The organism is Halioxenophilus sp. WMMB6 (genome assembly GCF_033283405.1).
GTDB lineage: Bacteria > Pseudomonadota > Gammaproteobacteria > Pseudomonadales > Cellvibrionaceae > Halioxenophilus.
Window position 1 is genome coordinate 598,360 of sequence record NZ_JAWMQR010000003.1, and the last position, 12,519, is coordinate 610,878.

Sequence of the window (12,519 nt, forward strand, 5' to 3'; positions counted from 1 at the left end):
ATGTAATTGTCAGCCCCTGGGCAGGGCGAATTAAAACCAGGCATCCTGCATAGCGAAGGGGGTACAGTTACCCGCTTGCAGCAAACCAATTTGCGGTTCGATCTCTGGCAACTCCCACTCGATGTAGTAGCGGGCTGCCTGAATTTTGCCGAGGTAAAAATTGCTATCGGATTCGCTAACACCGGCTGCCACCAAGCCTTGCTGGGCCGCCAGCGCCTGTTGCAGCCAGATCCAACTCATGGTTACCCGACCAAAAACATCCAGGTAGAGGCTGGCGTTGGCCAGGCCGCGATCCGGGTCTTCTGCCAAACGCGGCAGCAGTGCCGCCGTAACGTCGTGCAGACGGTCGCATGCGCGCGCCAGCGAACCGGCCAGATCAGCCAAATCGGGCTGATCTGTGGCGGCGGCAACGGTTGCGGCAACGGCCTTCAGAAACAGGCTAAAACCGGCCAGCTTGCGCATCGGCACCTTGCGCCCTAAAAGATCAATCGCCTGAATGCCCTCGGTACCCTCGTGAATAGGGTTGAGCCGTTGATCGCGATAGAGGCGCTCTACTGGATACTCGCGAATGTAACCAGCTCCGCCATAAACCTGAATGGCCAGTTCATTGGCTTTTAAACCGTATTTAGAAGGCCAGGATTTAACGATTGGGGTAAGCAGATCGAGCAACAGAAAGGCCTCCTCCCGTGCCGATTCGCTCTCGGCGGTGCGGCTGTCTTCAAACAGTGAACTGCCATACATGCAGAGCGCCAAACCGCCTTCGGCATAGGCTTTTTGTGCGAGCAACATACGTTTAACGTCGGCGTGCTCGACAATCAGCACCTGTTTGGAGGCGCTATCTTTATTGCTGGGGTGGCGCCCCTGGGGGCGGTTGCGTGCGTAATCGAGCGCGCAATTAAAGCCCTGATAGGCGAGAATCGCCGCGCCGGTGCCGACACTGATGCGGGCTTCATTCATCATTTGAAACATGTAGGCCAAGCCCTGGTGTGGCTCACCCACCAGGTAACCCACGGCGCCGCCCTGCTCACCAAACGACAAGACAGTGGAGGTGGTGTTGCGATAGCCCATTTTGTGCAGCAACCCGGCCAGAGCAACATCGTTGCGCGCCGCCAGTGAGCCATCGGCATTGACCAGAAACTTCGGCACAATAAACAGTGAAATACCCTTCACACCGGCGGGCGCACCTTTAATGCGCGCCAACACCATGTGTACAATATTTTCGGTTATGGGTTGATCGCCACCAGAGATAAATATCTTCTGCCCGGTGATACGGTAGCTGCCATCGGCGGCGGCCTCAGCGCTGGTGGTGATATCAGCCAGCGCCGAACCCTGAGCTGGTTCCGTCAACGCCATGGTGCCGGCAAAGCGGCCATCGCGCATCGGCGCCAGGAAACATGCCTTTTGCTCATCGCTACCAAAGCTGGCGATCAGATTGGCAGCGCCCGTGGTTAACATTGGGTAGGCGGCCGTGGCTACATTGGCGGCAGAGAAATAGGCGGTGGCGGCACGCAGTACCACCTCTGGCAACTGCATACCGCCCTCTTCAAAGCTGCAGTGTGCAGCGAGAAATCCGGCCTCGGCACAGGCTTGCCAGGCGGCTTTGGTTTCGGGAATTAATTGCACCTCGCCATTAACAAATTGAGGTTCGTTGGCATCACCCAGGGCGGCGTGGTTGGCAAAATATTTTTCAGCAATTCCCTTGGCGGTATTCAGGGTTGCATTAAAGGTTTCGCGGGAGTGTTCCTGGTAACGCGGGCGCGACAGCAGTGCTTCGGCATTGAGAAATTCATAGAGAAGAAAATCAATATCTCGCTCGTTAAGTAACGGAATCGACATAAACACACTCTGAAACTGACTGAAAGTTCACTGAAAACCAACACCCTGAAAATCCGTGGCTGCCAGTCCCCTGGAATATCGACCTTGATAAATAAAATTCAGTTATTCGTATTATTGTGATTGCTACCAGCTCACCAGCAATGGCCAGCTTAGGCAATGGTAACCCGTGTTTGCACAGACAATTCCGGACTTTAAATAACAGCTCAGGAAATAGCAGCGCAGGCTTCGCAGCCAGGCACCGAATACAAGCAAAACAGGTTTGGAAATTCTAGGGGAGGTGTGGTTTTCAACAATGGCAAATCCCACCAACCTAACTTACATAATTGTGTCAATCAGAGGGGGAGGTTACAGGTCAAGCGCCAGCTGGCCGGCCAGTTGCCGGCGTGTGGCCAGCAACATCTCCTCGGCCTGGCTGGCATTGTCCATGGTCCTTGCCAGAGCCACGGTGCCCACCACCATGGCCGAGAGCGCCAGAATCTCCTGGCGGGTAATCGGCAGATAACTGGTGACATAATCCTGCACCAGCCGCACGACCGTTTGATAGGCGTCCGCAAATGCTGCCTTGGTTTCACCATCGCGGATAGCGATATCCGATGCCAGAAAAGCCAACGGACACGGCTTGTCGCCACGCAGATGCTCCATACTCAGGTAGGCCGAGAGCGCCTGCTGCAGACGCTCTTTTTTCGGGCCCATATTCGTTTGTGACTGCACCATTCGGCTGTTGTGAAAAGCGTGGCGAATCGCCTGCCGATAGAGCTCCGCCTTACTGTCAAAATGGGCGTAAAAAGCACCGCGGGTCATCTGGCAGTTGGCCATCACCGCATCCACCGTCACCGACTCATAGCCGAGCTGAGTAAACAGCTGCAAGGCGCTGGTTAATATTTTTTGGCGACTCTCTAATTTGTGTTCCGGAGGGTATGGCATTGCATGGCACCACTGGCGTTGACCGCTAACAATAGCGATTAATAAGCAGCACAAAATAGAATTGAAAAATTGCGGCCAGATAAGTTTTGACTACCGGGCCACCCCCTACAAACAGCCAACCACTGCACCTGAGGCTCTGCTTTTGAAAATATTATCTTTATCATATTGTGGTTCGCATTATAGTTTCGCCAACCCGGCATAAGCCAACGCCGTTTATCCAAAAAAATTGAGTGGGTTTACTGTGCAAAACTTTCTACTGCGCTTACTACTGCAACTATTGCCAGCCACGCAGCAATTTAAATTGCTGAAATTTTTGGTTGGCCGGCCGCAACGCAAACCGGCTAAGGCCAATGGCTTTATGGCAGATGCCCAGCAACTGCACTATGGTCGGCTCGGCGACCATACCGCCTGGGCCAAGGGCGAAGGCCCGTTGGTCATCTGTGTCCATGGCTGGGGGGGTGCCGGCGGCGCCGACATGGGAGCCCTGGGCGAGCATTTGGTTGCCGCGGGGTTTCGCGTCATTGCCATCGACATGACCGGCCATGGTGCCTCCCCAGGGAAGCATATTGGCCTGCATGAATTTATTGACGATGTCAGCCAGTTTGCCGCCAGCCTCACTGAACCCGTCTACTGCTGGCTGGGATACTCCGCCGGCGGCCTGTCCGTTATGGCTGCGCGCGCGCAAGGCAAAATCCGCGCGCCTAAATTTATCTGCCTGGCAACACCCAGCCAACCTTTTCCGCCGTTAATGGTGATCCGTAAAAAATTAAAGGTACGTGGCGCGCTCTACCAGCGCTTCCAGGATTATGTGGTCGAGCCCTTCCACTGCACCTGGGAGGAGATTCCAGCCACCCTGTTTCAACCTCTACCAGGCGAGGAGCTGATGGTGATTCACAGCCGCGACGACACCTTCATTAGCCACGAAAATGGCCCGCTTATCGCTCAGCACTGGCCCGGCGCCAAGGTCGCAACGGTGACCGGGCCAAAACACGCCGAGGTACCAAGCAACAGTGCCGTACTGGATCTGGTGGTCGACTTCGTCCGCACACCCGCTCCCGCCCGCAGCACTACTTCAGCCAAAACCCCTGAAAGTAATCACTGATCTCCGCCAGGTGCTGCTGTACAAATTCGAGAAAACGCGTCGCCGCCAGCGACAGCACTTTGTTGCTCGGGTAGACCAGGCACATGGTCCGTCGCAGGGGAAAACCCGCCACCGGTAGCTTGTGCATCAACCCCAGCTTTAACTCAGCCATAACACTGAAGCGCGGCAATACCGCCACCCCCATACCAGCCAACAACGCGTGTTTTATTGCTTCACTGGAACCCAACTCCATAGCCGGCTCCAGTTTTAGGCGCTGCTGTTGGCAATACTGTTCTAACATCAGGCGGCTGCCGGAACCGCGCTCGCGCACCAGTAGCGGCTCAGCCATAAACTGTGCCGGTGTTACCTTCTCCTCACTGAGCAAAGGGTGGCCAGCGGCGACCAGCGGTACGAATTCGTTGTCGAGAAAGGGCAGTGACGAGAGCGCCCGGTCACTGGGCACAATATTCATAATCACCAGGTCATCGCTATTTTCAGCGAGGCGCTCTATAACATTAGCCCGGTTACCGACGTGGACCCGGCCATTCACACTGGGGTGTTCCGCAATAAACTGGCGCAACAGATAGGGCACCACATACTGGCAGGTGTTTACCGCAGCGATACGCAAGTCACCGGCCACCTGCCCCTCCATGGTGAGAATGCCGTTTTGCAGCGCGCGAATCTGTTCGAACATCTGTTCCACCCGCTCGGCCACCATTTCACCGGCGGCGGTGCAGTAGAGTTTGCGGCCGACAAACTCAAACAGTTTCAAGCCCAGGGCATCCTCCAGGTGCTTAACTTGGGCGCTCACCGCCGGCTGAGTTAGCCCCAACAGCTCCGCCGCCCGTCCATAACCGCGCTCGCGATAGACGGCCTCAAACACCTGCAACTGCCTCAGCGTCAGCCTATTGATCAGTTTTTGAACGGTTTTCGGCACAATTTTCCCCAATAAATCCCATTCATAACTTATACCTTATGAAACTTATAAGAAATACTAAGTTTTTGTAATAACTCCATTTCGGTAACCTGATCGCTTTTCCGCCCATCGCTGGAGTCCTGACCGATGTTAAACAAGGTACTCATTGCCAACCGCGGCGAGATCGCCGTTCGCATCATCCGCGCCTGCTCTGAAATGGGCATACGCTCGGTGGCGATCTACACCGAACCGGACCGCTACGGCTTGCACGTGAAGCGCGCCGACGAATCCTACTCCCTGGGAGAGGACCCCATCGCCGGCTACCTCGATCCCCTCAAAATCGTCAACCTGGCCCTGGAAACCGGCTGCGATGCCATACACCCGGGCTATGGCTTTCTCTCGGAGAATGCCCACTTTGCCGAGTTGTGCGAGCAGAAAGGGATTACCTTCGTCGGGCCCAAGTCAGCGGTTATTGCCCGCATGGGTGATAAAACCGCCGCCCGCGAAAGCATGATCGCCGCCGGCGTACCGGTCACCCCCGGCTCCGAAGGCAACCTGGCTGATTTGACCGAGGCGTTAACCGTCGCCGAAGGTATCGGCTACCCGGTGATGCTGAAGGCCACCTCCGGTGGTGGTGGCCGCGGTATTCGCCGCTGCAACTCCGCTGAAGAGCTCAAACAGCAGTACCCCCGGGTGATCAGTGAAGCCACCAAGGCGTTTGGCTCGGCGGATGTCTTCCTGGAGAAGTGCATCGTCAACCCGCTGCACATCGAGGCGCAGATTCTGGCCGACGGCCACGGTAATGTGGTGCACCTCTATGAGCGCGACTGCTCCATTCAGCGGCGCAATCAAAAACTGATCGAGATCGCCCCCAGCCCCCAGTTAACCCCGGAACAACGCCAGTATATTGGCGAACTGGCGGTGAAGGCGGCCAGCGCGGTGGGCTATGAAAATGCCGGCACGGTGGAGTTTCTACTGACCGGCAACGAAGTCTACTTTATGGAGATGAACACCCGGGTGCAGGTGGAGCACACCATCACCGAGCAGATCACCGGTGTCGATATCGTCCAGGAGCAGCTGCGCGTCGCCTCCGGCCTGCCCCTGCGCTACCGCCAGGAGGACATCAGCTACCGCGGTTTCGCGTTGCAGTTTCGCATCAACGCCGAAGACCCGAAAAACGACTTTCTGCCGAGCTTTGGCCGCGTTACCCACTATTACGCACCGGGTGGCCCCGGGGTACGGGTCGATACCGCCATCTTTACCGGCTACGAAATCCCTCCCTACTACGACTCGATGTGTTTGAAACTGATCGTCTGGGCACTCTCCTGGGAGGAGGTGATCGCCCGCGGCCGCCGCGCCCTGGATGACATGCGCCTGCAGGGGATTCGCACCACCGCCAGTTACTACCAGCAGATTCTCGCCCACGAGGATTTCCAAAACGCCCACTTCAACACCAGTTTTGTGCCTGACCACCCTGAGTTACTCAATTACAAAACCAATCGCCACCCCACCGAAGTCACCCTGGCCCTGGTGGCAGCCTTAGCCGCACACGCCGGTTGGTAATAAAGGAGAAGTATATGAAGCCTATCGAGATCACCGACGTCACCCTGCGCGATGCCCATCAATCCCTCATTGCCACCCGCATGCGCACCGAGGATATGCTGCCCATCTGCGCCAAGCTCGACAGCATTGGCTTTTGGTCGTTGGAGGTGTGGGGCGGCGCCACCTTTGATGCCTGCGTCCGCTTTCTGAAAGAGGACCCATGGCAGCGCCTGCGCCAGCTGCGCGCGGCCCTGCCCAACACCCGCCTGCAGATGCTGCTGCGCGGCCAGAACCTGCTCGGCTACCGCCACTACGCCGACGATGTGGTCGAGGCCTTCGTCGCCAAAGCGGCCGACAACGGCATGGATGTGTTCCGGGTGTTCGATGCCCTAAACGACCTGCGCAACATTGAAGTGGCCATGCAGGCGGTGAAGAGATCCGGCAAACATGCCCAGGGCACGCTCTGCTACACCACCAGTCCGGTGCACACCCTGAATCTGTTTGTCGAGCAGGCCAAAGCCATGCGCGATATGGGTGCCGACTCCATCGCCATTAAGGATATGGCCGGCCTGCTCACCCCCTACGCCACCTATGAACTGGTACAAGCCATCAAAGCCGAGCTCAATCTACCCCTGGTGCTGCACAGCCACTCCACCTCCGGCCTCGCTTCCCTCTGCCAAATGAAGGCGGTGGAAGCTGGTATCGACCGTTTGGATACGGCTATCTCCTCCTTTGCTGGCGGCACCAGCCACCCCGCCACCGAATCCCAGGTGGCCGCCTTTATCGGCACCGGCTACGACACCGGCCTGGATTTGACCCAACTGGGCGAGATCGCCGACTACTTCCGCGAGGTGCGCAAGAAATACGCGCAGTTCGAGAGTGAATTCACCCGCGAGGATGTCTCGGTGCAGATCAACCAGGTGCCGGGCGGCATGATGTCCAACCTGGCCAACCAGCTGAAAGATCAAAACGCCCTGGAGCGCATCAACCAAGTGTTCGCCGAGATCCCCCGCGTGCGCGAGGACCTGGGTTTTCCGCCCCTGGTCACCCCCAGCTCACAGATTGTTGGCACCCAGGCGGTCTACAACGTGCTCTCCGGCGAGCGCTACAAAACCATCACTAACGAGGTGAAACGCTACCTGCAGGGTGGTTATGGCAAACCACCGGCAGCGGTTAACGAAGCGCTGCGCAAGCAGGCGATTGGCAACGAAAGTGTCAGCGACGCCCGCCCGGCCGACAGCATTCCGCCGGAGATGGACAAGCTGCGCCAAGAGATCGGCGCCCTCGCTCAGGGCGACGAAGATGTATTGATCTTCGCCATGTTCCCCGATCTCGGCCGTGAATTCCTGCAGCAGCGCGCCGAAGGCAAGCTGGTGCCAGAGCCGCTATTGCCACCCCAGGAGCACGCCAAACATGCCGTGGCCACCGAGTTCCGCGTCGATGTCCACGGTGAGACCCACGAGATCGTCATCACCGGTGCCGGCGAGTTTGGTGCCGGCAAACGCAAACTCTACCTATCGCTCGACGGTATGCCGGAAGAGGTGGTGTTCGAGCCACTCAATGAGTATGTCGAGGAGAAAAAAGGCGGTCGCCGCAAAGCCACCGAACCGGGCCATGTCACTGCCGCCATGCCCGGCAATATTGTTGAGGTGTTGGTGCAAGAGGGCGATGTCGTCAGCGCCGGCCAGGCCATTCTGGTCACCGAAGCGATGAAGATGGAAACCGAAATCTGTGCCAATATCGGCGGCACAGTGACCGCGGTATACGTCGATAAGGGTGACCGGGTGACTCCGGGCGAAACCCTGGTGGAGATCAGCTAAACCAATGGTCCAGTCCAGCAGCGTCGGCTAATTGCGGTTGCTGGCGATAAAACCGCGCACCGCCTCGACAAACTCCTTGGAGGCCGGCTCCCGGCCAAGCAGCAGGTGGCCATCGCTCTCCAGACCAATGAATTCAGCATTGGGGATGGCGGCCGCCAGCTCCTGGCCGGTACGGGCCGGGATGCGTTGGTCGCCCAGGGAGTGCAGCACCAAGGTTGGCACCTTGACCTGGGCCAGCCGCTCGCGCACATCGATATCACTGAACACCGACAAAAAGCGCACCGCATTTTTAGGCGAGGTGGTTAACCGTTGGAACTCATTAAACCAGTTCAACTCATCAGCGGTAGCGCTCGGCATAAAGGTGGAGGAGAAGATCTGCCGATAGGCGGGGTTATCCTGTCCCCAGCCCGTTTCCGTGAGGGTCATTACCGCTTCCCGCTCGCGCTGAAGCTGTTCACTGGCGCCGATGCGCCAACCGGCCGCGTAGCCACCAAACAGAATCAGGTGGCTCACCCGCTGCGGGTGGCGCACGGCGTATTCAATGGATACCGCCGCCCCCTGGGAAATTCCCAACAGGGCGAAGCGTTGCAACTGGCTCGCCGCCACCACTGACTCCAGGTCGGTGACAAATGCCTCAAACGAAATATCACTGACATTCCAATCGGAAAGGCCATTACCGCGCTCGTCGTAACGCACAAACTGGTGGTCCATGGCCAGATCGCGAAACAGCGGGCTCCAGATGGGCGCGTCCCAATCGTGTTCCAGATGGCTCAGCCAATTGGCGGCTTTGATAATGGGAAAACCCTTGCCCACCGATGCATAGGCGATGCGCGCACCATCACTGGCGCTGCAGAATTGAATTCTTTGCCGGGCCAAAAGCTCCCGGCCGCGCGGTTTATATGCCACCGTGTTGGTTTCGTTATTGGCAGCGCCACTGCGCGCTTCGGCCGACCAGGCAATACCCGCATTGCGAAACCGACGGGCGAATTGATGGCTCAAATCAGCCGCCTCCAAACGCTGGCCGAGCAACTCCAAGAGCGTCACAAGCTGTGTGGCGGCAGCCGGATTAAATGGATCGATTGCCTCCCAGGCTCGCGCCCAGTTAAGCCGTTCCGGCAGAGGCAGCGCAATATGCCAAGCGAGACGGGCCATCAACTTGGCCTGCAAGCGCACCAACTCCTGGCGCTCTGCCGCTAACCACTGTTGAAATATCTCCTGATCGGGCAGGTCGATCCCCTCCAGCAACGGCTCCTGCAGTTGCGCCAGTAGCGCTATTATCTCGCTCACCGACAAATCCGGTTGCTCCGCTAGGCGTAGCAGCTGCTGTATGTCCAGCTCAATATCACTCACCTGCAGAGTGACCCGTTCGCGGTCGGCGAGCAGCCGCTCGTTTTTTTCGTCGTTCACCAACGGCCGCAATTTACTCAACGACCAACGCAGGGCACCACGTGGATCGTTGGGAATTTCCCAAAACACTTTGCACAACCGATCCCGGCGGTGTGGCCGTGCCGTTAGCGCCAAATAGGCCAAAAGAGCTCGAGTACGTTTGGATGCGGGCAGAGAGATCGGCTGGCCATCTCGCGCCAGTGTTAATTCCCCAAGCAAATTAATGGTTAACGTCATTAACTGAGTGCCTAGCCATTTAAATTCAATGTGAAAACAAAAGAGTAGGTGCACAGAGAGGACCAGCACTCCTAGCAGTTTCATCAACTATTAAAAAAAGCAGCGGTACAACCTGAGCCAGGCACCAGTCTGACGGTTCTTGAACTCATCGACTACTGGTGGTTGCTGATTCAGCCCACCGTACGGCGCTGCCAGGTATCCAAACTGTTGGCGATTGCAGACGCGCTGCAGTGAAGTTCCGTGCAGAACCAATGCCAGCCGAACGGTAACTTCAAACGGGTCTGCCCCCAATAGCCGCCAGGTGGTCAGCTCGGATGGGATGGTGCTCAGAATAGAAATTTTGTAACTAAGGCGAGAGGGGCTCGGGCCCGTGGCCGGTTGATCGAGGTCGAGGTGATTGCGACTGAGGTGATTGCGACTGAGGTGATTGCAATAGTGGCTTAGCCAACTAAAGCACCGCCAAAGCAGCCTAAGCTGCTATTGGGTACAGTTTTGATTGAGCAACTGCTCGACTATCTCCGCCACCTGCAGTGCCGGCCACTGCTCCTTGGCAAAAGATAAGCGCGACAAAACACAGCCTTCGTAAAGCAGTACCAGGGTCACCCCCAACTGCTGCGGATTGGTCGCACCGGCGTCAGCGGCCAGTTGGCAGAAGATGCTCAACACCTCGGCTCGGGTCTGCTGGATGTGGGTTACCGCCGGGTGCTCCTCACCGCGCAACTCCACCGCCACATTAGCACCGGAGCAGCCAAAGCTACCACCTGCCAACCCCTTCTCCACCAGTGCCTCAAAGATGCGTTTGATCTGCTCTTTAGGATCCTCGGCGTGCTCCGCCATAATCGCCCGCCAGCGCTCGCGAAAGGTCTGCTCCTGGGCTTTAACAAACTCCAGCACCAGTTCATCTTTGGATTCGAAGTTGCGGTAGAGGCTCATTTTGTTGGTGTTGGCCTCACTGACGATGGCATCCACCCCCACCGCTTTTATGCCCAGCCGATAAAACAGCCCCATGGCCGCCTCCAATATGCGATCGCGCACCTTGGACTTTTGCGGGCAGCAGGAGGATTCCACCGAATTAAGCATTACACACACCTCTTGACGGACTTGTGACCGACCAGTAACATTTGCCACTGTTACTGACCGGTAACATTTAACCATAGTTTGATTGCGTTTAAGAAGCCCGACTACTGGTTTAATCCCAAATTCAGCTGCCAGCAACAACCAACCATTCTAATAACAACATCTCCCGGCTCACGGTGAGACACCAGCACCTGCGTTTTAGTGAATAGAGCCAGGCGGGCACAGTCGCTTAACGGCCGACCCAGCCCCAGTGTTTCATCACCCAGGTTCCTGTACTTGGGCCAGGTTCCTTCACTTGGAAAGGTAGCCAAACAAGCACCTCGACGAACGCTCGCTCTGTGTGCGCAGACTCTGCGTAACTGCTGCGGCACCGTCGGACAACACGTTGATACAACCGGTCATTGCATCAGCCAACACACAACTTAATGGAAATTCGATCAATGTTTACCAACATTGCCCAACGCGCTAGGCCGATCACCAAAGCCACCGCCCTCGCCTCCCTGCTGGCAGCCTGCCTCGCTGTGGTTGGCTGCGGCGAGAAGAGCGCTGTGGCCGCCACGCAGCCGCCTGCGGCAGTGGTCAAAGTCAAAACTGTCGCCCTGGCCCCCGTGGCCGACTGGTCGGTCTTCACCGGTGAGTTCCGCTCCGTTGAAGCGGTGCAACTGCGCCCGCGGGTCAATGGTTATCTGCAACAGGTGAGCTTTACCGAAGGCAGCCTGGTTCAGGCCGGCGATATTCTGTTTGTGATTGATCAGCAACCTTATAAAGTCGCGCTACAGCGGGCCGACGCGGAGCTGGCCCGTGCCGAAGCACAGCTGCAACTGGCCAACTCGGAATCAGCCCGGGGCGAGCGATTGATCAAGGCTCAGGCCATCTCCGAAGAGGAGTACGGTCGTCGTCTGGCCCAAAAACGCTCGGCCGAGGCCGACTACCAGGCGGCCCAGGCGGCACGCGAAGAGGCTGACCTCAACCTGCACTACACCGAAGTGCGCGCCCCCATCACCGGCCGGGTCTCGCTGGCCAATATCACCGCTGGCAACTACGTCAATGCCGGCAGCACTGTGTTGACCACCATCGTCTCCAGCAACCCCATGTATGTGGTGTTCGATACCGACGAACAGAGTTACATCGACTACGTCAATGGCCTGGCCCAATGGGCAGAGGATCATCCGGTAGCGCCCCAGGTTCTGGTCGGCCTGGCCGGAACCGAGGCCTTTCCTTTCAGCGCCACCCTCGACTTCATCGACAACCAATTAAATGCCAGCAGCGGTACCATTCGCGTCCGCGCCCTGATCGACAACAGCAACGGCCAATTTCTACCCGGCATGGCGGCCCGTATTCGCATGCAGCTGAGCGATGCCTATCCGGCGGCGCTGGTTAATGAAGCGGTAATCGGCACCGACCAGAGCCGCAAGTATGTGCTGGTGGTAAACGACAGCAACGTGGTTGAGTACCGCGCGGTACAACTGGGTGGCATTTATCAGGGGTTGCGGGTGATACGTTCCGGGCTGAACGAAGGTGACCGCCTGATTGTGGCCGCCGGGCCAAGAATCCGTCCGGGGGTTACTGTGCAACCGCAAACCGTCGAGGCCACCACCGCCGCACTGGACCCAGTACAGGTATCGCAGAGCTTTTAACGGTGGCGGGGCGGCGAGCCATCCCCACCACAGTGCACTCAACCAACACCTTCTGCCAAACCG

9 protein-coding genes are annotated in these 12,519 nt (G+C 57.5%); 4 read left to right on the top strand and 5 right to left on the bottom strand.

The features are described 5' to 3' along the window. Window positions 1-30: 30 nt before the first annotated feature. Together SBL51_RS11585 and SBL51_RS11590 are read right to left on the bottom strand one after the other, a co-directional pair. Complete coding sequence (locus tag SBL51_RS11585) at window positions 31-1,836, bottom strand: acyl-CoA dehydrogenase (protein WP_317931092.1); 1,806 nt, start codon at window positions 1,834-1,836, stop codon at window positions 31-33. 345 nt (window positions 1,837-2,181) lie between these two features. Continuing rightward, on the bottom strand, window positions 2,182-2,760 hold the full coding sequence (locus SBL51_RS11590; RefSeq protein WP_317931093.1) for a TetR/AcrR family transcriptional regulator: 579 nt from the start codon (window positions 2,758-2,760) through the stop codon (window positions 2,182-2,184). 241 nt (window positions 2,761-3,001) lie between these two features. On the opposite strand from SBL51_RS11590, the gene SBL51_RS11595 reads away from it, so the two are divergent. Beyond that, the gene (locus tag SBL51_RS11595; protein WP_317931094.1) at window positions 3,002-3,862 is read left to right on the top strand and encodes an alpha/beta fold hydrolase; all 861 of its coding nucleotides are present in this window, start codon (window positions 3,002-3,004) and stop codon (window positions 3,860-3,862) included. Here the strand turns inward: SBL51_RS11595 and SBL51_RS11600 are convergent. Next, window positions 3,828-4,778 carry a LysR family transcriptional regulator gene (locus tag SBL51_RS11600; protein WP_317931095.1) on the bottom strand — a complete coding sequence of 317 codons (951 nt, stop codon included), beginning with the start codon at window positions 4,776-4,778 and terminating at the stop codon, window positions 3,828-3,830. The genes SBL51_RS11595 and SBL51_RS11600 overlap by 35 nt on opposite strands. Window positions 4,779-4,904: 126 nt before the next feature. On the opposite strand from SBL51_RS11600, the gene SBL51_RS11605 reads away from it, so the two are divergent. After that, entirely contained in the window at window positions 4,905-6,320 is a 1,416-nt protein-coding gene (locus SBL51_RS11605; RefSeq protein ID WP_317931096.1) for an acetyl-CoA carboxylase biotin carboxylase subunit, read from the top strand. A gap of 14 nt (window positions 6,321-6,334) precedes the next feature. Then, window positions 6,335-8,119 (top strand): sodium-extruding oxaloacetate decarboxylase subunit alpha, encoded by a 1,785-nt coding sequence (oadA, locus tag SBL51_RS11610; protein ID WP_317931097.1) that lies wholly within the window; start codon window positions 6,335-6,337, stop codon window positions 8,117-8,119. Between the two features lie 27 nt (window positions 8,120-8,146). Here the strand turns inward: oadA and SBL51_RS11615 are convergent, their stop codons facing one another. Then, entirely contained in the window at window positions 8,147-9,742 is a 1,596-nt protein-coding gene (locus SBL51_RS11615; protein ID WP_317931098.1) for an alpha/beta fold hydrolase, read from the bottom strand. 477 nt (window positions 9,743-10,219) lie between these two features. After that, window positions 10,220-10,822: a TetR/AcrR family transcriptional regulator gene (locus SBL51_RS11620; protein ID WP_317931099.1), complete on the bottom strand. Its 603-nt coding sequence runs from the start codon at window positions 10,820-10,822 to the stop codon at window positions 10,220-10,222. A gap of 437 nt (window positions 10,823-11,259) precedes the next feature. Here SBL51_RS11620 and SBL51_RS11625 point away from each other — a divergent pair, with 437 nt between their 5' ends. Further along, a complete protein-coding gene (locus SBL51_RS11625; protein WP_317931100.1) occupies window positions 11,260-12,456 on the top strand; it encodes an efflux RND transporter periplasmic adaptor subunit in 1,197 nt (398 codons plus the stop codon). The last annotated feature ends 63 nt before the right edge of the window (window positions 12,457-12,519 follow it).

Excerpts from the sequence above, each read along its gene's own strand:
- SBL51_RS11585 (WP_317931092.1), bottom strand. The coding sequence starts at position 1,836 with ATGTCGATTCCGTTACTTAACGAGCGAGATATTGATTTTCTTCTCTAT.
- SBL51_RS11590 (WP_317931093.1), bottom strand. The coding sequence starts at position 2,760 with ATGCCATACCCTCCGGAACACAAATTAGAGAGTCGCCAAAAAATATTA.
- SBL51_RS11605 (WP_317931096.1), top strand. The coding sequence starts at position 4,905 with ATGTTAAACAAGGTACTCATTGCCAACCGCGGCGAGATCGCCGTTCGC.
- oadA (WP_317931097.1), top strand. The coding sequence starts at position 6,335 with ATGAAGCCTATCGAGATCACCGACGTCACCCTGCGCGATGCCCATCAA.
- SBL51_RS11615 (WP_317931098.1), bottom strand. The coding sequence starts at position 9,742 with ATGACGTTAACCATTAATTTGCTTGGGGAATTAACACTGGCGCGAGAT.
- SBL51_RS11620 (WP_317931099.1), bottom strand. The coding sequence starts at position 10,822 with ATGCTTAATTCGGTGGAATCCTCCTGCTGCCCGCAAAAGTCCAAGGTG.
- SBL51_RS11625 (WP_317931100.1), top strand. The coding sequence starts at position 11,260 with ATGTTTACCAACATTGCCCAACGCGCTAGGCCGATCACCAAAGCCACC.